Origin of the sequence: Achromobacter sp. NFACC18-2, from assembly GCF_900108985.1 — a bacterium.
Lineage (GTDB): Bacteria > Pseudomonadota > Gammaproteobacteria > Burkholderiales > Burkholderiaceae_B > Achromobacter.
Genome location: NZ_FNYM01000016.1, coordinates 24,388 through 43,719, shown reverse-complemented (window position 1 = coordinate 43,719; position 19,332 = coordinate 24,388). Strand labels below are relative to the sequence as shown.

At 68.3% G+C, this 19,332-nt stretch carries 17 protein-coding genes; 13 read left to right on the top strand and 4 right to left on the bottom strand.

What is annotated here, in order from left to right; all coding sequences use genetic code 11:
- The 5 genes from BMW75_RS22160 to purU all read left to right on the top strand — a co-directional run bounded on the left by BMW75_RS22160 (window position 1) and on the right by purU (window position 4,008).
- A complete protein-coding gene (locus tag BMW75_RS22160) occupies window positions 1-663 on the top strand; it encodes a gamma-glutamylcyclotransferase (protein WP_092581896.1) in 663 nt (220 codons plus the stop codon).
- Between the two features lie 115 nt (window positions 664-778).
- Complete coding sequence (pdxH, locus tag BMW75_RS22155; protein WP_092581895.1) at window positions 779-1,408, top strand: pyridoxamine 5'-phosphate oxidase; 630 nt, start codon at window positions 779-781, stop codon at window positions 1,406-1,408.
- Window positions 1,409-1,483: 75 nt separating this feature from the next.
- Window positions 1,484-2,008 (top strand): flavin reductase family protein, encoded by a 525-nt coding sequence (locus BMW75_RS22150; protein WP_092581894.1) that lies wholly within the window; start codon window positions 1,484-1,486, stop codon window positions 2,006-2,008.
- On the top strand, window positions 2,005-3,114 hold the full coding sequence (locus tag BMW75_RS22145) for an NAD(P)/FAD-dependent oxidoreductase (protein ID WP_092581893.1): 1,110 nt from the start codon (window positions 2,005-2,007) through the stop codon (window positions 3,112-3,114). Before BMW75_RS22150 ends, BMW75_RS22145 begins: the two co-directional genes overlap by 4 nt.
- Window positions 3,115-3,153: 39 nt before the next feature.
- On the top strand, window positions 3,154-4,008 hold the full coding sequence (gene purU, locus BMW75_RS22140; protein ID WP_076518993.1) for a formyltetrahydrofolate deformylase: 855 nt from the start codon (window positions 3,154-3,156) through the stop codon (window positions 4,006-4,008).
- 3 nt (window positions 4,009-4,011) lie between these two features.
- On the opposite strand, the gene BMW75_RS22135 is transcribed toward purU, so the two are convergent.
- Window positions 4,012-4,920 (bottom strand): LysR family transcriptional regulator, encoded by a 909-nt coding sequence (locus tag BMW75_RS22135; protein ID WP_092581892.1) that lies wholly within the window; start codon window positions 4,918-4,920, stop codon window positions 4,012-4,014.
- 121 nt (window positions 4,921-5,041) lie between these two features.
- Here BMW75_RS22135 and BMW75_RS22130 point away from each other — a divergent pair, with 121 nt between their 5' ends.
- The 4 genes from BMW75_RS22130 to BMW75_RS22115 all read left to right on the top strand — a co-directional run bounded on the left by BMW75_RS22130 (window position 5,042) and on the right by BMW75_RS22115 (window position 10,564).
- Window positions 5,042-6,742 (top strand): acyl-CoA dehydrogenase family protein, encoded by a 1,701-nt coding sequence (locus BMW75_RS22130; RefSeq protein ID WP_092581891.1) that lies wholly within the window; start codon window positions 5,042-5,044, stop codon window positions 6,740-6,742.
- Window positions 6,743-6,812: 70 nt separating this feature from the next.
- Window positions 6,813-7,802, top strand: a complete 990-nt coding sequence (locus BMW75_RS22125) for a Bug family tripartite tricarboxylate transporter substrate binding protein (RefSeq protein ID WP_092581890.1) — start codon at window positions 6,813-6,815, stop codon at window positions 7,800-7,802.
- 12 nt (window positions 7,803-7,814) lie between these two features.
- Window positions 7,815-8,942 carry a CaiB/BaiF CoA transferase family protein gene (locus BMW75_RS22120; protein ID WP_092581889.1) on the top strand — a complete coding sequence of 376 codons (1,128 nt, stop codon included), beginning with the start codon at window positions 7,815-7,817 and terminating at the stop codon, window positions 8,940-8,942.
- 203 nt (window positions 8,943-9,145) lie between these two features.
- On the top strand, window positions 9,146-10,564 hold the full coding sequence (locus BMW75_RS22115) for an APC family permease (RefSeq protein ID WP_092581888.1): 1,419 nt from the start codon (window positions 9,146-9,148) through the stop codon (window positions 10,562-10,564).
- A gap of 54 nt (window positions 10,565-10,618) precedes the next feature.
- Here the strand turns inward: BMW75_RS22115 and ggt are convergent, their stop codons facing one another.
- Window positions 10,619-12,382 carry a gamma-glutamyltransferase gene (ggt, locus tag BMW75_RS22110; protein WP_092581887.1) on the bottom strand — a complete coding sequence of 588 codons (1,764 nt, stop codon included), beginning with the start codon at window positions 12,380-12,382 and terminating at the stop codon, window positions 10,619-10,621.
- A 154-nt stretch (window positions 12,383-12,536) separates the two neighbouring features.
- Here ggt and BMW75_RS22105 point away from each other — a divergent pair, with 154 nt between their 5' ends.
- Window positions 12,537-13,442, top strand: coding sequence for a LysR family transcriptional regulator (locus BMW75_RS22105; protein WP_092581886.1), 906 nt, complete (start codon window positions 12,537-12,539; stop codon window positions 13,440-13,442).
- Window positions 13,443-13,527: 85 nt separating this feature from the next.
- Here BMW75_RS22105 and BMW75_RS22100 read toward each other — a convergent pair whose 3' ends face one another.
- Window positions 13,528-14,520, bottom strand: coding sequence for a tripartite tricarboxylate transporter substrate binding protein BugE (locus tag BMW75_RS22100; protein WP_092581885.1), 993 nt, complete (start codon window positions 14,518-14,520; stop codon window positions 13,528-13,530).
- A 170-nt stretch (window positions 14,521-14,690) separates the two neighbouring features.
- Here BMW75_RS22100 and BMW75_RS22095 point away from each other — a divergent pair, with 170 nt between their 5' ends.
- The 3 genes from BMW75_RS22095 to BMW75_RS22085 all read left to right on the top strand — a co-directional run bounded on the left by BMW75_RS22095 (window position 14,691) and on the right by BMW75_RS22085 (window position 17,724).
- Window positions 14,691-15,671, top strand: coding sequence for an AEC family transporter (locus BMW75_RS22095; protein ID WP_371467509.1), 981 nt, complete (start codon window positions 14,691-14,693; stop codon window positions 15,669-15,671).
- A gap of 206 nt (window positions 15,672-15,877) precedes the next feature.
- A complete protein-coding gene (locus tag BMW75_RS22090) occupies window positions 15,878-17,029 on the top strand; it encodes a LysM peptidoglycan-binding domain-containing protein (RefSeq protein ID WP_092581883.1) in 1,152 nt (383 codons plus the stop codon).
- A gap of 11 nt (window positions 17,030-17,040) precedes the next feature.
- The gene (locus BMW75_RS22085; protein WP_092581882.1) at window positions 17,041-17,724 is read left to right on the top strand and encodes a hypothetical protein; all 684 of its coding nucleotides are present in this window, start codon (window positions 17,041-17,043) and stop codon (window positions 17,722-17,724) included.
- Window positions 17,725-17,805: 81 nt separating this feature from the next.
- Here BMW75_RS22085 and fumC read toward each other — a convergent pair whose 3' ends face one another.
- On the bottom strand, window positions 17,806-19,203 hold the full coding sequence (gene fumC / locus BMW75_RS22080) for a class II fumarate hydratase (protein ID WP_092581881.1): 1,398 nt from the start codon (window positions 19,201-19,203) through the stop codon (window positions 17,806-17,808).
- Between the last annotated feature and the right edge of the window lie 129 nt (window positions 19,204-19,332).

Below are 19,332 nucleotides of genomic sequence, written 5' to 3'. Positions count from 1 at the left end.
GTGAACAAAGCGTCATCCCCACCCGCCTCGGATCTCTCCGGCGCCTCCCTGCCCTTTCGCCTCTGGACCCCGGAGGAGCGGCAAGCCTCGCTCGAGGATGCGCTGCGGCACTGGCAGGAGGGCGAGGACGTCTGGGTATTCGGGTACGGATCGCTCATCTGGCGTCCCGATTTCGATTTCATGGAACGCCGGCTGGCCACCCTGCGCGGCCATCACCGGGCGCTCTGCCTGTGGTCGCGGGTCAACCGCGGCACGCCCGAATGTCCCGGCCTCGTGTTCGGACTGGACCGCGGCGGCTCCTGCCGCGGCGTCGTCTACCGGCTGGCCGGGGACCAGGTCCCCAATTATTTTCCCGCGCTCTGGGAGCGCGAGATGTCCACCGGCGCCTATCTGCCCCGCTGGATCCGCTGCACGACCGACGAGGGCATCATCCGCGCGCTGGTCTTCATCATGAACCGCAGCAACCCGGCCTATATCCGGGCCCTGCCCGAACCGGAACTGCTGGCTATCGTGCGGCGCGCCGCGGGGCGCTACGGCCCCTGCACCGACTACGTGGTGCAGACCGCCCAGGCCCTGCGCGCCGCCGGGATCCACGACGCCCGGCTGGATGCCATCGCCCGCCGTCTTGAAGTGGACGGCCATTCCCTGCCCGAAGGCGCCTGACGCCGCGGCGGCGGCCGGCCGCGGCGAACTTGCCCGGGGCCTGCGCGGGGTCAATGGGGAGCCGGTCTCCCAAGCGGTATAAACTCCCTGTTATCAACGCTGAACCCCCAAGACCATGTCCGTCTCAGATCTGCGTCAAAGCTATGAAAAGAACGTGCTGCTGGAAAGCCAGGCAGCCGCCTCTCCGTTCGAGCAATTCGCCCGCTGGTTCGACGAGGCCCTGGCCTCCAAGGTGCCGGAACCCAACGCCATGACCCTGGCCACCGTGGACGCCAGCGGTCAGCCCAGCGCCCGCATCGTCCTCATCAAGGGCTTTGACGAACAGGGCTTCACGTTCTTCACCAATTACGAATCGCGCAAGGGCCTGGACCTCCTGGCCGAACCGCGCGCCAGCCTGCTCTTCTTCTGGCAGCCGCTGGAGCGCCAGGTCCGCATCGAGGGCGTGGTGGAAAAGGTGGCGGCCGAAGAGTCCGATGCCTACTACAACAGCCGCCCGGCCGGTTCGCGCATCGGCGCCTGGGCTTCGCGCCAGAGCCAGCCCATCACCCGCGAAGAACTGGAAGCCCGCGAAAAGGAATTCCGCGAGCGCTTCGGCGAACAACCGCCGCGTCCGCCGCACTGGGGCGGATATCGCCTCAAGCCCACCGCCTTCGAATTCTGGCAGGGCCGCCCGTCCCGCCTGCACGACCGCCTGCGCTACGTCGCGGACGGCGCGGCCTGGAAGATCGAACGCCTGTCGCCCTGATACCGGGCGCCCTCATGCGGGGCGCCCCTACGCCGGGCGCGCCACCTGAGGGCGCCCGACCGAACCGTCTATTGCATGTCCGCCTCCTCCCCTGATTTCGACTCCGCCTTCTTTCGCACCGCACTGGGCCGCTACGCCACCGGCGTGACGGTCGTGACGACCGCCGGCCCGGATGGCGCGCCCATCGGACTGACCGTCAGCTCGTTCAATTCGGTATCGCTGAATCCGCCGCTGGTGCTGTGGAGCCTGTCGCTGGGCTCGTCGTCGCTGGCGGCCTTCGAACAGTGCGAGCGCTACGTCGTCAATGTGCTGAGCGCGGATCAGATCGCGCTGGCGCGCCGCTTCGCGACGGGCAAGACGCCGGACCGCTTTGCGGGGCTGGCAGTGCACCACGCGCCGGGCGGCACGCCCATGCTGGACGGCCATTGCGCCGCCTGGTTCGAATGCCGCAACCGCAGCCGCTATGTCGAAGGAGATCACGTCATCATGGTGGGAGAAGTCGAACGTTGCGGACATAGCGGCGAGCCGCCGCTGGTCTTTCACGCCGGCGGATTCGACCTGACGCCGGCCGGCGCCCGTTCCGGAAAGGCCGCCTCATGAGCGTCGACATCGATTGCGTCGTCATCGGCGCCGGCGTAGTGGGCCTGGCGATCGCCCGCGCGCTGGCCCAGTCGGGCCGCGAAGTGCTGGTGGCCGAGGCCACCGAGGCCATCGGCACCGGCACCAGCTCGCGCAATTCCGAAGTCATCCACGCCGGCATCTATTACCCCGCCGGCAGCCTGAAGGCGCGCCTTTGCGTGCGCGGCAAGCACCTGCTGTATGCGTATTGCGCCGAACGGGGCGTGCCGCACAAGCGTCTGGGCAAGCTCATCGTGGCGACCAGCCCGGAACAGGCGACGCAGCTCGAAGGCATCGCGCAGCGTGCGCGCGCCAACGGCGTGGACGACCTGCAGTACATCTCGGGCGCGGAGGCCATGCGTCTGGAGCCCGCGCTGCAATGCACCGCCGCGCTGGTGTCGCCGTCCACCGGCATCGTGGACAGCCACGCGCTGATGCTCTCGTTCCAGGGCGAGGCCGAAAACGCGGGCGCCCAATGCGTGTTCCACACCCCGCTGGTGTCGGGCCGGATGCGCCCCGAAGGCGGGTTCGACCTGCAATTCGGCGGCGAAGAAGCCATGACCCTGACCTGCAACGTGCTGATCAACGCGGCCGGCCTGCAGGCGCCGGCGCTGGCACGCCGCATCGACGGCGTGCCGGCGGACACCATCCCCACCGATTACCTGTGCAAGGGCAGCTATTTCACGCTGTCCGGCCGCGCGCCGTTCTCGCACCTGATCTACCCCGTGCCGCAGCACGCCGGCCTGGGCGTGCACCTGACGCTGGACATGGGCGGCCAGGCCAAGTTCGGCCCCGACACCGAATGGGTCGGCACCGAGGACTACACGATCGACCCGGCCCGCGCCGACGTGTTCTACGAAGCCGTCCGCAGCTACTGGCCCGACCTGCCCGACGGCGCGCTGGCGCCCGGCTACACCGGCATCCGGCCCAAGATCTCCGGCCCGCACGAGCCGGCCGCGGACTTCGTCATCGCCGGCCCCGCCGTGCATGGCGTGCCCGGCCTGGTGAACCTGTTCGGCATCGAATCTCCCGGGCTGACCTCCAGCCTGGCCCTGGCGGAAGAAACCCTGGCGCGCCTGTCCGCCTGATCCGCCCGACTCCTTTTTTCCCTTTCAGCCATCCCCGCCATGCAGCACAACGACTACATCCTGACCCTGTCCTGCCCTGACCGCACCGGCATCGTCTACCGCGTCAGCGGCCTGTTGTTCGAACTGGGTTGCAACATCCTGGATTCGCAGCAGTTCGGCGACGAAGAGACGGGCCGCTTCTTCCTGCGCGTGCACTTCGACCTGCCGGTCAACGTGGCCGCCGACGACCTGCGCGCCCGCCTGGATACCCTGTCCGCCGATTACGGCATGGAACTCAAGCTGCACGACGCGCGCCGCAAGGAGCGCCTGCTGATCATGGTCAGCAAGCAGGGCCACTGCCTGAACGACCTGCTGTTCCGCGTGCACAGCGGCCACCTGCACGCCGACGTGGCGGCAATCGTCTCCAACCACAACGACTACGCCAGCCTGGCCGCCTCCTACGGCATCCCGTTCCACTACCTGCCGGTCACGCCCGACACCAAGCTGGAACAGGAAAAGCAGGTCCTGGAGATCGTCGACAAGGCGAACATCGACCTGGTCGTGCTGGCCCGCTACATGCAGATCCTGTCGGCCGACATGTGCCGCGCCCTGACCGGCCGGGCGATCAACATCCACCACAGCTTCCTGCCCAGCTTCAAGGGCGCGCGGCCCTATCACCAGGCCCATGCACGCGGCGTGAAGATCATCGGCGCCACCGCCCACTACGTGACCTCGGACCTGGACGAAGGCCCGATCATCGACCAGGACATCGAACGCGTCGATCACACGATGACCGCCCAGGACCTCACCCAGGTGGGCAGCGACATCGAATCGCTGGTGCTGTCGCGCGCCGTGCGCAGCCACGTCGAGCACCGCATCCTGCTGAACCGCAACAAGACCGTCGTGTTCCGCTGATCCTCACCCCGCGGCGGCGCTCGGCGGCGGCGGAAACGCCTGCGCCACCAGCGCCACCGCGCGCTCCTGCAGGGGCGAACGCGCCGTATCAGGCCAGATCACCTGGCTGATCGAGCGCGCCTGGTGCTCGAAAGCGATGAAGCGGGTGCCCGCCAGCCCGCTGCGCGACAGGCAGGCCGGCACGATCGACACCCCCAGCCCCTGCGACACCAGCGACGCCACGCTCAGCCAATGGCGCACTTCGTGCCGGATCGCCGGCGTAAAGCCGGCCGACACGCACATCGACAGCACCGTCTCGTAATAGCTGGGCGAGGCCGCGCGGGCGAAAAACACGAAATCGTCCGACGCCAGCTCCGCCAGCCCCACCGAGTCGCGCCCCGCCAGCGGATGCGCGTCCGGCAGGCAGACCACGAAGGGCTCGGCCATCAGGTCGCGCGCCTGCACCCCGTCCGGGACCGGATTGGCGTGGATGAAGCCCAGGTCCTGCTCGCCGCGCCGCACCGCCTCGATCTGGTCGTGCGAGTTCAGTTCGGTCAACACGTGTTCCACATCCGGCAGCGCCGCCCGCATGGCGTTCAGCAGCGCGGGCAGGCCCCGGTACAGCATCGATCCCACGAAGCCGATGCGCAGGCGGCCGCGCAGGCCCGCGTCCACCTGCCGCACCAGCGTGCGCACCTCCTCGGCCTGGCGCAGCAGGATGTGCGCCTCGCGGTACAGCACCTGTCCGGCATCGGTCAGTTCCACGTGCCGGCTGGTGCGGGCCAGCAGGCGCGCGCCGACGTTTTCTTCCAGCTGGCGGATCGCATAGCTGAGCGGCGGCTGGGAAATGTGCAGGCGCGCCGCCGCCCGGCTGAAATGGCGTTCCTCGGCCACGGCGATGAAATACCGCAGCAGGCGCGGGTCCAGGTCCATGCATCGCTCCCTAGGCAGATCTATATTTTCTTTGGATTGATCTACATCAAAACAGTATTTGAATAGATTAATCAAGCCCCGCACCATAGGCCATCTCCCGCCCTCGTCCCCGGATGCTGCCATGGATACCCCCGTCTTTCCCGTTGCCGCCACCACCACGCCCGTCCCGGACTCCCGGGGGCTGAACCTGTTCGACGCGGACCCGTATGCCGAGGCGCTCAGCCGCCGCTACCTGCCCGCCGACCTGCAGGCGCATCTGCTGCCGCACCTGCGGCGCCTGGGCGAACTGGCGGGCGGCCTCATGGACGAACTGGCGTCCGTGGCCGACAAGCATCCCCCCACGCTGTCGGTGCGCACCCGCGCCGGCACGGACGAGTCGCGCGTGGACAAGCACCCCGCCTACGTGGAACTGGAACGCCTGGCCTACAGCGAATTCGGCTTGGCCGCGCTGTCCCATCGCGGCGGCGTGCTCGGCTGGCCCGAACCCATGCCCGCGGCGGCCAAGTACGCGCTCAGCCACCTCTTCGTGCAGGCCGAATTCGGCCTGTGCTGCCCGGTCAGCATGACCGACTCGCTGGCGCGCACCTTGCGCAAGTTCGGCGACCCCGCGCTGGTCGAGCGCGTGCTGCCGCAGGTCACCTCGCAGGATTTCGACACGCTGCGCCAGGGCGCGATGTTCATGACCGAACAGGGTGCGGGCTCGGACGTCAGCGCCACCGAGGTCACGGCCCAGGCCCAGGACGACGGCACCTGGCGCATCCACGGCGACAAGTGGTTCTGCTCGAACCCCGACGCAGGTTTCGCGATGTTGCTGGCGCGCAGCGAGGCGCAACCCGGCCTGAAGGGCGTGTCGCTCTTTCTGCTGCCGCGCGACCTGGCCGACGGCACGCACAACCACTACCGCATCCTGCGCCTGAAGGACAAACTGGGCACCCGGTCCATGGCCAGCGGCGAGATCCGCCTGGAAGGCGCGGTGGCGTGGCTGGTGGGCGAGCGCGGCCGCGGCTTCAAGCACATGGCCGACATGATCAACAACTCGCGGCTATCGAACGGCATGCGCGCCGCCGGCCTGATGCGCCGCGCCGTCACGGAGGCCGTCTACGTGTCGCAGCACCGCCGCGCCTTCGGCAAGCGGCTGATCGACATGCCGCTCATGCAGCGCCAGCTCGTCAAGATGACGGTGTGGGCCGAACAGGCGCGCAGCGTCATGTTCCAGACGGCGCGGGCGCTGGCCGACGCCGACCAGGGCGCGGCCGACCCCGCGCTGGCCCGCATCCTGACACCGCTCATCAAGTTCCGCGCCTGCCGCGATGCGCGCAAGGTCACCGGCGACGCCATGGAAGTGCGCGGCGGCTGCGGCTACATCGAAGAATGGACCGAGCCCCGGCTGGTCCGCGACGCACATCTGGGCTCCATCTGGGAGGGCACCAGCAACATCGTCGCGCTGGACGTGCTGCGCGCCATCAAGAAAGAAAATTCCCTGCCCGCGCTGCGCAGCCACATCGACCGCCTGCTCGCCGAGGGCGTGCCCTGCCCGGCCGGACTGGCCGACGCGCAGGCCGACGCCCTGGAAAAGACCTATGCGCTGGCCGAACACGCCGCGCAGGGCGACCACGCGGAGCTGGCCCGCCAGGCCGCATCGTTGCTCTACCACGCGGTCTCGATGGCCGCGCTGCGCTGGGAAGCCACCGGCGCCGGCCTGGAAAGCCGCGCGCGGCTGGCCGATCAGGTGCTGCTGCACCGCCTGGCGCCGCGCGATCCCTACGCCATCCCCCCCGACGAGAGCGCGGCCTGCCGGGCCATCCTGCAATACGCGCTGTAGCGCACACACCCCGCTTTGCCCTCACCCGACGCCGGCGGCACAGCCGGCGCGTCATTCACCGGAGACACCCATGAAACGCCATTTCGCCCCCCTTCTGCTGGCCGCCGCGGCCGCCGCTGCCGCCGTGACGGCGGCGCCTGCGGTAGCCGCCGACGCCTTCCCGACCGCGCGGCCCGTCACGCTGGTCGTGCCCTTCCCGCCCGGCGGCCCGACCGACGCGCTGGCGCGCCGCCTGGCCGAAAAGCTGCGCGAGCCGCTCAAGCAGAACGTCATCGTCGAAAACCGCAGCGGCGCGGGCGGCAACATCGGTTCCGAATACGTCGCCGCCGCCAAGCCCGACGGCTACACCATCCTGTTCGGCACCTCGGGGCCGCTCGCCATCAACGTCAGCCTGTACAAGAACCAGGGCTACAACCCCGAGACCAGCTTTGCGCCCATCATCCGCATCGGCCACCTGCCCAACATCCTGGTCGTGAACCCGTCGGTGCCCGCCAACAATCTGCAGGAACTGATCGCCTACGCCCGCCAGAACCCGGACAAGCTGAGCTATGCCTCGTCGGGCAACGGCGCGTCGTCGCATCTGGCCGGCATCCTGTTCAACCGCATGGCCGACACCCAGATCATGCACATCCCGTACAAGGGCACCGGCCCCGCGCTGAACGACCTGCTGGGCGGACAGGTGTCGATGTCGTTCACCGACATCCTCACCGCGCTGCCGTACGTCAAGGCCGGCAAGCTGCGCGCCATCGGGCTGGCGAGCGCGCAGCGCTCCGACGCGCTGCCTGACCTGCCGACCCTGTCCGAGCAGGGACTGGCCGGCTATGACGTCAGCGTCTTCTTCGGCATCGTCGCCCCCAAGAACACGCCGGCCGAGGTTGTCGACACGCTGAACCAGGCGTTCCGGACCGCGCTGTCGGACCCCGCCATCGGCCAGACCCTGCGCGCGCAGGGCATCGTCGAAGCGCAGGACAAGACGCCGCAGGGCCTGTCCGCGTTCATCGGCACCGAAGTCCCCAAGTGGCGCGCCCTCATCAAGAGCGCCAACGTCTCCATCGACTGAAGCGAACACATCATGGCCCCTACCCTACCCAACGCCGGCGCCCTCGCGGGCTGCAAGGTGATCGACCTGTCGCGCGTGCTGGGCGGTCCCTACTGCACCCAGATCCTGGCCGACCACGGCGCCGATGTGCTGAAGATCGAGCCGCCCGGCGGCGACGAAACGCGCGGCTGGGGCCCGCCCTTTCTGGGCGAGACGGCCTCGTATTTCATCGGCGTGAACCGCAACAAGGACGGCATGACGCTGGACCTGTCGCAACCCGCCGGCCAGGAGCTGCTGCGCCATCTGCTGGCCGACGCCGACGTGCTGGTCGAAAACTTCAAGCCCGGCACGCTGGAGAAGTGGGGCCTGGGCTACCAGGACCTCAAGCAGGCCTTTCCCGCGCTCATCCATTGCCGCGTCAGCGGCTTCGGCTCGGACGGCCCGCTGGGCGGCCTGCCGGGCTATGACGCCTGCGCCCAGGCCATGTGCGGCCTGATGAGCGTGAACGGCGAAGCGGACGGCGAGGCCACGCGGGTCGGCCTGCCGGTGGTGGACATGGTGACCGGCCTGAACGCGGCGGTCGCCATCCTGCTGGCGCTCAACGAGCGCGTGCGCAGCGAGCTGGGCCAGTTCCTGGACATCACGCTGTACGACTGCGCGCTGTCGCTGCTGCATCCGCATGCGCCCAACTATTTCTACAGCGGCAAGGCGCCGCAGCGCAGCGGCAACGCGCATCCGAACATCGCGCCTTACGAAACGCTGCCGACCGCGAGCGGCCCCATCTTCCTGGCGGTGGGCAACAACCGCCAGTTCGCGATGCTGGCCCAGGCGCTCGACGCCCCCGCCCTGGCGCAGGATGCGCGCTATGCGACCAACGCGGACCGCCTGCGCAACCGCCCCGCCCTGCGCGAAGACCTCACGGCGCTGCTCGCCCGCCACGACGCCGCCGCGCTCTCGGACCGGCTGCTGCGCGCCGGCGTGCCCGCGGCCGCGGTGCAGACGGTGGAGCAGGCGCTTGCGCATCCGCATACCGCCCATCGCGGCATGGTGCTGGAACAGGGCGACTACAAGGGCGTGGGCTCGCCCATCAAGTTGTCGCGCACGCCCGCGACCCTGCGCAAGCTGCCGCCGTCGCTGGCGCCCCCGGCCGGGCAGCCCTGACCACGCCTGCGACTCAGCCCGGCTTGCGCCGGGCTTTTTTTCGCAAGCGCCCGCGCCGACGGGCGCACCTGCCGATACACAGCCGCCAACAACTTAGACATTTGGTTTCAGGACACCGCCCGATTGCCGCCTTAGACTTTTTTCAGCGCCCTGCGTTGCCCAGGCACGCCTTCCCCGAGCCACATAAGAGGAAAAAAGACACTATGGCCACGAAAGACACGCAAAACACGCAAACCACGCCAGACACAAAAGACCACACGCAGCTGAAACGGGTGATGGGCCCGAAGCTGCTGCTGCTGTTCATCGTCGGCGACATCCTGGGCACCGGCGTCTATGCGCTGACGGGGCAAGTGGCCGCCGAGGTCGGCGGCGCGGCCTGGCTGCCGTTTCTGGTCGCCTTTGGGGTGGCTCTGCTGACCGCGCTGTCCTATCTTGAACTCGTCACCAAGTACCCCCGCGCCGCCGGCGCCGCGCTCTACGTGCACAAGGCCTTCGGCCTGCATTTCCTGACTTTCATCGTCTGCTTCACCGTCATGTGTTCCGGCCTGACCTCGGCCGCGACCGCGTCGCAGGCCTTTGCCGCCAACCTCTTCGTGGCCATGGGCTTCGAGGCCGACAAGCGCTGGATCACGCTCGGCGCGCTGGGGTTCATGTTGCTGATCATGGTGGTGAACCTGCGCGGCGCGACCGAGAGCGTGCGCGCCAACGTCATTCTCACGCTGATCGAACTGTCAGGCCTGCTGATGGTGATCATCCTGGGCTTCTACGCCATTTCCGGCGGGCAGGCGGACTTTTCCCGCGTCGTCGCGTTCGATACGCCCGAAGACAAGAGCGTGTTCCTCGCCGTGACCTCGGCCACCGCGCTCGCGTTCTTCGCCATGGTGGGCTTCGAGGACTCGGTCAACATGGCCGAGGAAACGCACGACCCCAGCCGCATCTTCCCGAAGGTCATGCTGACGGGCCTGGGCATCACGGCGCTCATCTATGTGCTGGTGTCGATCTGCGCCGTCGCCCTGGTGCCGGTGGGCGAACTGGCCAAGAGCAGCACGCCGCTGGTGCTGGTGGTCAAGCGCGCCGCGCCCAATCTGCCGGTCGAATACATCATGCCCATCATCTCGATGTTTGCCGTGGCGAACTCGGCGCTGATCAACATGATGATGGCCAGCCGCCTGTTGTACGGCATGTCGCGCCAGGGCGTGCTGCCTGCCTTCCTGGCCCACGTGCACCGCAAGAACCAGACGCCCTGGACCGCCATCCTGTTCACCACCGCGCTGGCGTTCGGCCTGATCATCCTGGTGGCGCTGGCCGATTCCCAGGCGATCCGCGCGCTGGGCGGCACCACGGCGCTCTTGCTGCTGGGCGTGTTCGCCTTCGTGAACATCGCGGTGCTGGTCCTGCGCCGCGACCAGGTGAAGCACCGCCACTTCACCATCAGCCGCGTCGTGCCCTGGCTGGGCGCGGCAGCCTGCCTGTTCCTCGTCACGCCGCTGACGGGCCGCGACGTCATCCAGTACCAGGTCGCCGGCTGGCTGCTCCTGCTGGGCGTCGTGATGTGGTTCGTGACCTGGTTCGCGCGGCGGCGCGAGTCGCGGATGGAACTGGACCCGTCCTCGCTGGAATGAAGGGGGCGTCCTAGCTGGGGCGACTTAGCTGAAGCGCCACAGCAGGCGGGCGTCTCAGCCCCCCACCGCCAGCCCTTCGCGACGCGGGTCCGCGCCGCCCTCCAGACCCTGCGCATCGATCACGATGCCGTGGATGCCGCTGGGAAACTCGGTGATGCGCACCGGGTGTCCCATGCGCTCCAGTTCCGGCGCCAGCGCTTCCAGCGCGGTGCCTTTTTCCAGTTCGGTGTCCTTGTTGCGGCTGCCCATGTTGGGCAGGTCGATGGCCGACTGGATGTCCAGATTCCAGTCCAGCACGCCCACGAGGGTCTTGGCCACGTAGTTGATGATGGCGCTGCCGCCCGGCGACCCCACCAGCATGTAGGGCTTGCCGTCGCGCAGCACCACCATGGGCGCCATCGAGCTGCGCGGGCGCTTGCCCGGCTCGATGCGGTTGGCGACCAGGCGTCCTTCGGGGTCCTGGAACGACGACGAAAAGTCGGTCATCTCATTGTTCAGCAGAAAGCCCCGCACGAAGATCTTGCTGCCGAACTCGCTTTCGATGGTGGTCGTCATGGTCAGCGCATTGCCTTGCGCATCCACGGCCACCAGGTGGCTGGTGGACGGCAGCTCCAGCGCGTCGTCCTTGCCCAGCGACAGCAGCTTGCCTTCGGGGTCGCCGGGCAGCGCGACCTTCATGCTGCGGTCGGGCTGGATCAGCGCGCCGCGCGCGCGCAGATAGGCCGGGTCCAGCAGCGCGCGTACCGGCACGCGCACGAAGTCGGGGTCGGCCACGTAGAAGTCGCGGTCGGCGAAAGCCAGCCGGCCCGCCTCGGAAAAGTAATGCACCGCCTGCGCCGTGCCGGGCGCATAGCGGCTGAGCGGAAACTGTTCCAGCTCGCCCAGCATCTGCAGCACGGCGATGGGGCCGCTGCTCGGCGGCCCCATGCCGCAGAGCTGGTAGCCGCGATAGGCGCCGCAGACCGGATCGCGCGTCTTCGCGCGATAGCCCGCCAGATCCGCGAGGCTCAGGTCGCCCGGCTTGTCATGGCCCCGCACGGCCGCCACGATGTCGCGCGCGATGTCGCCCTGGTAGAACGCGTCGGCGCCCTGCGACGCGACCGCGCGCAGGGTGCGCGCGAATTCGGGGTTCTTCAGCACATGGCCCACGGGCCAGGGCGCGCCGTCCGGCGCATAGAAATAGGCCGCGGCCGCCGCCTGCTGCGGCAGGGCCTTGTTGCCGGCCAGCAGCGCATGCAGGCGCGGCGACACCGCAAAGCCCTGCTCCGCCAGTTCGATGGCCGGCTGGAACAGGTCGGCCCAGGGCAGCTTGCCCTGCGCTTTGTGCGCCAGTTCCAGCCCGCGCAAGAGGCCGGGCACCGCCACCGACATGCCGTTGTTGACGGCCTGCGCGAAAGGCAGCGGTTTGCCTTCGGCATCCAGGAAGCGGTCGGGGCGCGCGGCCGCCGGCGCGGTCTCGCGGCTGTCATAGGTGTGCAGGCGGCCGTCCTGGGCCGAATACAGCACCATGAACGCCCCGCCGCCGATGCCCGACGACTGCGGCTCCACCAGGTTCAGCACGAGCTGGGCGGCGATGGCGGCGTCGACCGCGCTGCCGCCGCGCCGCAGCATCGCTTCACCGGCCCGGCTGGCAAGCGGGTTGGCCGTCACCATCATGAAATGGGGCGCGCGCACGAGCTGGCGCGCCTGGACGCCGCTGGCGGCTTCCGGGTTCAGGTCCTCGGCCGCTTGCGGCGTGCGCGCCCAACCCGACGAAACGAACGGCAGCCCGGCTATCGCGGCGGCAAACAGCAGGACGGCGTGGCGGCGTAGGCGCATGATGGGCTCCGGTATCGCCGGGTGTCCGGCAGGCGTCCATGATAGTCAAAGGGCCGCGCCGCTGTCGCGCGTCGGCCGGCGCGGGCGCCGCTGTCCGCCGGCCGCATCCGGCATAGAATCGCGGTTCCGGAACACCACAGCCCCCGTTTGCGCCATGCGCCTGCGCCACATCGAGATCTTCGAAGCGATCCGCCGCACCGGCTCCCTGACGGAAGCCGCCGCGGCGCTGCACATCTCCCAGCCTGCCGCCAGCAAGTTGTTGGCCCACGCCGAAAGCCAGCTCGGCTTCAGGCTCTTTGACCGCGTGAAGGGCCGGCTGGTCGCCACGCGCGAGGCCGAGATCCTCACGCCCGAGATCGCGCGGCTGAGCCAGGACCTGAGCAGCGTGCGCCGGCTGGCGGCCAATCTGCGCGACCGTCCCCACGGCCACCTGCGCCTGGGATGCGCACCCGCGCTGGGGCTGGGCCTGCTGCCCGGCGTGGTGCGCGACAGCCGCGACGCGCAGCCCGGCATCACCTTCGACATCCATACCCATCACAGCGCCGAGCTGGTGCAGGGACTGCTGACCCGCGAGCTCGACCTGGCCATCACGTTCGACACCAACGACTACCCGGGCCTGACGCGCATGGGGCTGGGCCATACGGAACTCGTGCACCTGAGCCGCACTGCGACGCAGGGGCCGATGCGGCTGTCCGAACTGGGCGATGCGTCGGGCGGCACCCTGATCGTGCTGGATGCCGGCGATGCGTCCGGCGCGCTGCTGCAACTGGCGCTCGATGCGCAGGGCCTGGCCCCGCAGGTCGCCATCCAGGTGCAGACGCATTACGTCGCGTGCGCGCTGGTGGACGCCGGCTGCGGCGACGCCATCGTGGACGCCATCACCGCGCAGGCGATGCTGCGGCCGGGCATGAACCTGCGCCGCCTGGAGCCCGCCCTGCGCGTGCCGATCAGCATCATGACGCGCAACCAGGATCCGCTTTCGGCCTTGCACCGCGACCTGATCGAACGCCTGCGGGCGGCCTGCGCCGCGCGGCTGGCCGGGCTGGAAGCGCCCGCCTGAGCGGGCGCACGGCCCGCAACGCACAACGGGCGCCCGAAGGCGCCCGTTGTGGTGTCGGCCGGGGCGCGGAACGCCCCGTGCGGCATCAGTTCAGCGTGATGTTCTGCTTCTTCACGACGTCCTGAGCCCAGTTGAACTGCTCCTGGATTTCCTTGGCGAACTCTTCCGGCGTGTTGCCCGACGGCGCCGAGCCTTGCTCTTCCAGCGCCTTGACGACCTTCGGGTCCTTCAGGGCCACGACGGCGGCGTCACGCAGCTTGTTCACCACGTCCATCGGCGTGCCCTTGGGGGCCAGCAGGCCATACCACACCGGCTGGTTCAGCACCGGGAAGCCCGCGTCCTTGAAGGTCGGGACGCCCTTGAGCGTGCCGATCTGCTCGGGCCAGGCGATGGCCATGGCATTCAGCTTGCCGGCCTGGATCTGCGGCATCGACGACGGCAGGTTGTCGAACAGGATTTCGATCTGGCCGCCGACGGCATCAGCCAACGCCGGGCCCGACCCCTTGTAGGGCACGTGCACGATGTCGGTGCCGGTGGCCATCTTGAACGATTCGCCCATCAGGTGCAGCACGCCGCAGGTGCCGGAGCTGCCGTAGGAGTACTTGCCCGGGTTCTTCTTCAGTTCTTCGACGAAGCCCTTGAAGTCCTTGGCCGGGAACTTCGGATTCACGGCCACGACGTTGGCGGTGTTGGCGAAGTTGGTGACCGGCTGGAAGTCCTTGATCGGGTCGTACGGCAGGTCCTTCGGACGGCAGGCGGGGTTCACGGCCATCGTGGAGACGGTGGCGATGGACAGCGTATAGCCGTCGGCCGGCGCGCGCGCGGCTTCGGCCGCACCGATGGCGCCGCCTGCGCCGCCCTTGTTTTCCACGACCATGGGCTGGCCGAGTTCCTGGCTCATGCGCTGCGTCACGAGGCGCGCGATGATGTCGGTGGAGCCGCCGGGCGCGAACGGAACGATCACGCGGATGGCCTTGCTGGGATACTTGTCTGCGGCGTGCGCGACCGTAGCGCCCAACATGCCGGCTGCGCCGGTAGCAAAGGCGATGGCCACAGCCAGGGTGCGGACTTTATTCATAGATGTGTTTCCTCCAAGATTGCGAGCCCGTGTGTAGACGGACCGTTGTGTGATGTGCCCGCCTGTAGGCGGACCAGCAGATAACGGTGCGGGCGCATTGCTTGTTTTGCTTTTGGACAGCGCGTCTGCGCTGCATTTATAGGTTGCTTGTGGCACACGCGCCCGCCAGAATGTCGGAGAATAGCAGCAAACGCTTACACCCGCATAGCGCGCCGAGCCCCGTTTGGCGCCAGACAAAAACCACTTTTCCCATGTCGGTTGCCCTCCTGGTTTTCCCCGATTTCATGCTGGTCGCGCTGGGTTGGGCGCTACGTCACAAACTCGGTTTCTCGCGCGAATTCTTCGCCGGCACGGAACGGCTCGTCTACTTCGTGCTGTTTCCCGCGCTGCTGTTCCAGTCCATCCTGCGCACGCCCATCACGGCGGGCAACGCGGCGCTCCTGCTGCAGGCCACCGCCGCCGTCATCACCGCCGGCGTGGCGATGGCCTGGCTGGCGGGCCTGGTGCTGCGGCCCTCGTCGCTGGGCCTGGCGTCCTCCGCGCAATGCGGCTACCGCTTCAATACCTACATCGGCCTGGCCCTGTCGGCCAGCCTGGCGGGCGCGCAGGGCCAGACCGTGATGGCGCTCATCGTCGGCTTCGCCGTGCCCATGGCCAACTTGGCCGCCGTCTACGGCCTGGCGCGGCACAGCGGCGGCAACCTGCTGCGCGAACTGGCGCGCAATCCGCTGGTGATCTCCACCGTGCTGGGCCTGGCCTGCAACCTGGCCGGGCTGCAATTGCCCGGCCCCGTGGACACGGTGCTCGCGCGCCTGGGCGCGGCGGCCATCGCGCTGGGCATCCTCTGCGTGGGCGCCAGCCTCGCCTGGGAAGGCGGCAAGGGCTACGGGTCGCTCATCGCCTGGATGCTGGCGGTCAAGCTCGTCGCCCTGCCCGCGGTCGCCCTGCTGGTGGCGCACCTGCTGGACCTGCCGCCCCTGGAGGCCCGCATGCTGCTGCTGTTCGCGGCCTTGCCCACGGCATCGGCCGCCTACGTGCTCGCGATGCGCATGGGCGGCGACGGCCGCATGGTGGCCGTGCTGATCTCCCTGGGCACCTTGTTCTCGGCGGTCACCATCCCGATGTGGCTGCTGCTGGCGGGCCGCCCCTAACGCCCGCAACGGCGCGGAGCCGCCTTGAAAAAAACCCCTGAAACAGGACAAGCCTGATTGCCCTGTTGCGCGCCCGCCGACCAGTATGACGTCGGCGTCTGAGGCACGGCGCGCCGACGGATATCGCCCATTCCCCCGGAAATCGTGGCGCGCCGGCCGCGCGGCGCGCCACGCACACCTTCCGACCAGGCTTAGGGGAACCAGGAATGAGCGAATACATAGTCCAACCCGGCGATTCACTCTGGAGCATCGCCCGCAAACACATGGGCGACGGCAGGCTTTGGAAGCGGCTGACCGTCACCAGCTTTACCGATACGAAACTCTATGTCGGCCAACGGATCTGGATCCCCGACGGCATGCGGCGAAACGGCACAGGCTCGATCCCGCAAACCGACGATGGCGAAGGCCGCCTGACGGCGCGGATCGCCCTGGCCCGCGGCTACATGTTCGTCGTGGTCGAGGTCTTGCCAGACATCGGCGCCGACGCCGTGATCCGCAAGGAGTCTCCGGGCAACGTGTGGCGTGGCGGGCAACCCCCGGCGGGCTCCCTGAAAGGAACCGTCAGGGTCATTGCCTTGCCGCGCGACTTTTCCATGGCGCCCTCCAACCCGGCGGCCCTGTACAGTCCGGCCGAACATGCCCTGGGCAGAGGCCAGGGCGGCTATCTTTCCGCCAGTACGAAGCGCCTGGGCGCGCCCACCATGGACGGCGTCCCGCTCATCATCGACATGAACAAGGCCAGGGCGTCGGGCGCCCAGGTGTTTTCCGTGCCGGAAGTGGTGGCCGACCTCCGGCGCTTCGTCGCCTCCAATCCTGCTGCCCGCCACAGTGTGGAACGGCTGATCGACACCATCGTCGGCGCAGAGCAGGAAGTGCTGATCCGGAACACGAGATTCACGTCCGACTCCGTCCGGGTTGCCAGCGAAGTGCATCAGGTGCAGATCAATGCCGCCCGCAACGTCTGGAACGACCTGAGCGCGAACAAGATCAGCCGCGACCAGGCCATGCAGCGGCTTGCCCAACTGGAAAAGTCCTACGCCCTGGCTCGCACCATTGGCCGCTACGGCCGGGTGTTGACCGTGCTGGGGTTGATCATCACCGCGGTGGACGTGGCACGCGCGACGCGGCAATCCGCTGAGCAACGATCGTTCCGGCCGATTGCGGCCGAAGCGGTTCGCCAGGCCGGGGGTTGGGGCGGGGCGTGGGCCGGTGCAAAAATCGGGTTCATCGGCGGCGCGGCGCTCGGCATTGAAACCGGCCCGGGATTGATCGTGACCGGCGCGCTGGGCGCCCTCATTTTTGGCGCGGCCGGCTATTTTGGCGCGGATTGGCTGGCGGACCACATATCACCGAACTGAAGGACGAATGCATGAAGCGATCAGCACCGCCGGCGTGTCGCAGCCCGCGCCCGCCCTGGATCGAATTTCCCGATCCGGCGGCCTGGACCGATTGGATCGAGCCCGCCGCATCGCGATGGTTCAACGGCGTCTGGTGGCCCTATTGGCAATCCTTGTCGTTGGCCGAAAAGATGGCCTACGAGGCGCAATGGCGCATGGCGGGCGGCTGCTTCCACCTGCAGCTTTCCTGGGCCTGGGACTGCGCGCGCAGGACGCGCCGCGCCTATGCCGGCGTGACCGACACCGGGGCGGAACGCCGCATGCACCGCTGGGCGCTAAGGCTGCGCGGACGCGAAGACGATCGCCTGGGGCCCGCCTTGCCCTTTCCCCTGCTTCCCGCGGATGACTACGCCCTGCCTCCCCCTTGGCTGTGCATGTTTGGCGACGAGGACAATCTGCCGCTGGTGATGCGGTATGGAACCCGGGACAGCTACTTCGGCGACATCTGGCTTGCGTTCTGGCAAACCCTGGACGCCGCGCAGCGGCGCGCCTACCTGGCCCGCTGGCCGCGAAACGCGCCATGGGAGAGATTCCTCGTGGCAGCCGGGGATCGGGGGCTGCTCGTTCCCCTCCAGGACGTGGATCTGGAGAGCGACTCGTCCCGCCGTCTGGTCTGGGAAATCGTGGATGCCGCCTACGGCGACACCGAGACCTGAGCCCCCACGCGCCATGAAAATGGCCGCCCGGGGGGCGGCCATTCCGGATTGACGCGACGCGGGCTGAATTACGACGGCGGATTACGACGGCTTGTGCGCGTTAGTCATCGCGCCGGGCACGACCCATTCGGCGAACTGCGCTTCGGTCAGGTAGCCCAGGGCCAGCGCCGACTCCTTCAGCGACAGGCCTTCCTTGTGCGCCTTCTTGGCGATCTGCGCGGCCTTGTCGTAGCCGATGTGCGGATTCAGCGCGGTCACCAGCATCAGCGAACGGTCGACCAGTTCGGCGATGCGTTCGTGGTTGGGCTCGATGCCCGCCGCGCAGTGCTTGTCGAAGCTGGCCATGCCGTCCGTCAGGAGGCGCACGGACTGCAGGAAATTGTGGATCACCAGCGGCTTGTAGACGTTCAGCTCGAAGTTGCCGCTGGCGCCGCCGATGTTGATGGCCACGTCGTTGCCCATGACCTGCGCGGCCAGCATCGTGATGGCCTCGCACTGCGTGGGGTTGACCTTGCCCGGCATGATCGAGCTGCCCGGCTCGTTCTCGGGAATGCTGATCTCGCCCAGGCCCGAGCGCGGGCCGCTCGACAGCCAGCGCACGTCGTTGGCGATCTTCATGAGGCCCGCCGCCAGCGACTTCAGCGCGCCATGCGCAAACAGCAGCGCTTCGTGCGACGCCAGCGCCTGGAACTTGTTAGGCGCGGAGACAAAGGCCGTGCCGGTGGTGTGCGCCAGCTCGGCCGACACCTTGGCGCTGAACTGCGGATGCGCGTTCAGGCCCGTGCCGACCGCGGTGCCGCCGATGGCAAGCTGGTGCAGGCCCGGCAGCGTGGCGCGGATCTGCTGCTCGGCCAGGTCGAGCTGGGCCACGTAGCCCGAGATCTCCTGGCCCAGGGTCAGCGGCGTGGCGTCCTGCAGGTGGGTGCGGCCGATCTTGACGATGTCATAGAACTTGGCGCTCTTGGCGGCCAGCGTGGCGCGCAGCGCCTTCAGGGACGGCAGCAGGCGATGTTCGACCTCGACGGCGGCGGCCACGTGCATCGCGGTCGGGAAGGTGTCGTTCGACGACTGCCCGCGGTTGACGTGGTCGTTGGGGTGCACCTTGCGCTCTTCGCCGCGCACGCCGCCCAGCAGTTCCGAAGCGCGGTTGGCCAGCACCTCGTTCATGTTCATGTTGCTCTGCGTGCCAGAACCGGTCTGCCAGACGGACAGCGGAAACTCGTTGGGCCATTTTCCGGCGACGACCTCGTCGGCCGCGCGCATGATGGCGTCCGCGATCTTGGGGTCCAGCTCGCCCAGGTCGGCGTTGACCTTGGCCGCCGCGCGCTTGAGCCGCGCCATCGCGTTGGTCAGCGGTTCCGGCATTTTTTCGGTGGAAATCGCGAAGAAATGCAGGGAGCGCTGGGTCTGGGCGCCCCACAGGTGGTCTTCCGGCACCTCGATGGGGCCAAACGTGTCTTTTTCGATGCGGGTCTTCATGGCGCGTACAACTCCGTGGCGGCGTCAGTCGCGGGCGGCGGGAAGCCGTCGTTCACGACATTATTGAGAATAACAATCAGTTATAGGTTAGCAGAAACCCGCATTCCTATAATTGCTCCAATCTGTGCT

What these genes read in the sequence shown, in the direction of transcription:
- pdxH (WP_092581895.1), top strand. Translation starts at nt 779, where the DNA reads ATGTCCGTCTCAGATCTGCGTCAAAGCTATGAAAAGAACGTGCTGCTG.
- BMW75_RS22115 (WP_092581888.1), top strand. Translation starts at nt 9,146, where the DNA reads ATGGCCACGAAAGACACGCAAAACACGCAAACCACGCCAGACACAAAA.
- BMW75_RS22090 (WP_092581883.1), top strand. Translation starts at nt 15,878, where the DNA reads ATGAGCGAATACATAGTCCAACCCGGCGATTCACTCTGGAGCATCGCC.
- BMW75_RS22120 (WP_092581889.1), top strand. Translation starts at nt 7,815, where the DNA reads ATGGCCCCTACCCTACCCAACGCCGGCGCCCTCGCGGGCTGCAAGGTG.
- ggt (WP_092581887.1), bottom strand. Translation starts at nt 12,382, where the DNA reads ATGCGCCTACGCCGCCACGCCGTCCTGCTGTTTGCCGCCGCGATAGCC.
- BMW75_RS22125 (WP_092581890.1), top strand. Translation starts at nt 6,813, where the DNA reads ATGAAACGCCATTTCGCCCCCCTTCTGCTGGCCGCCGCGGCCGCCGCT.
- fumC (WP_092581881.1), bottom strand. Translation starts at nt 19,203, where the DNA reads ATGAAGACCCGCATCGAAAAAGACACGTTTGGCCCCATCGAGGTGCCG.
- BMW75_RS22105 (WP_092581886.1), top strand. Translation starts at nt 12,537, where the DNA reads ATGCGCCTGCGCCACATCGAGATCTTCGAAGCGATCCGCCGCACCGGC.
- BMW75_RS22135 (WP_092581892.1), bottom strand. Translation starts at nt 4,920, where the DNA reads ATGGACCTGGACCCGCGCCTGCTGCGGTATTTCATCGCCGTGGCCGAG.
- BMW75_RS22145 (WP_092581893.1), top strand. Translation starts at nt 2,005, where the DNA reads ATGAGCGTCGACATCGATTGCGTCGTCATCGGCGCCGGCGTAGTGGGC.
- BMW75_RS22085 (WP_092581882.1), top strand. Translation starts at nt 17,041, where the DNA reads ATGAAGCGATCAGCACCGCCGGCGTGTCGCAGCCCGCGCCCGCCCTGG.
- purU (WP_076518993.1), top strand. Translation starts at nt 3,154, where the DNA reads ATGCAGCACAACGACTACATCCTGACCCTGTCCTGCCCTGACCGCACC.
- BMW75_RS22095 (WP_371467509.1), top strand. Translation starts at nt 14,691, where the DNA reads ATGTCGGAGAATAGCAGCAAACGCTTACACCCGCATAGCGCGCCGAGC.
- BMW75_RS22100 (WP_092581885.1), bottom strand. Translation starts at nt 14,520, where the DNA reads ATGAATAAAGTCCGCACCCTGGCTGTGGCCATCGCCTTTGCTACCGGC.
- BMW75_RS22130 (WP_092581891.1), top strand. Translation starts at nt 5,042, where the DNA reads ATGGATACCCCCGTCTTTCCCGTTGCCGCCACCACCACGCCCGTCCCG.
- BMW75_RS22150 (WP_092581894.1), top strand. Translation starts at nt 1,484, where the DNA reads ATGTCCGCCTCCTCCCCTGATTTCGACTCCGCCTTCTTTCGCACCGCA.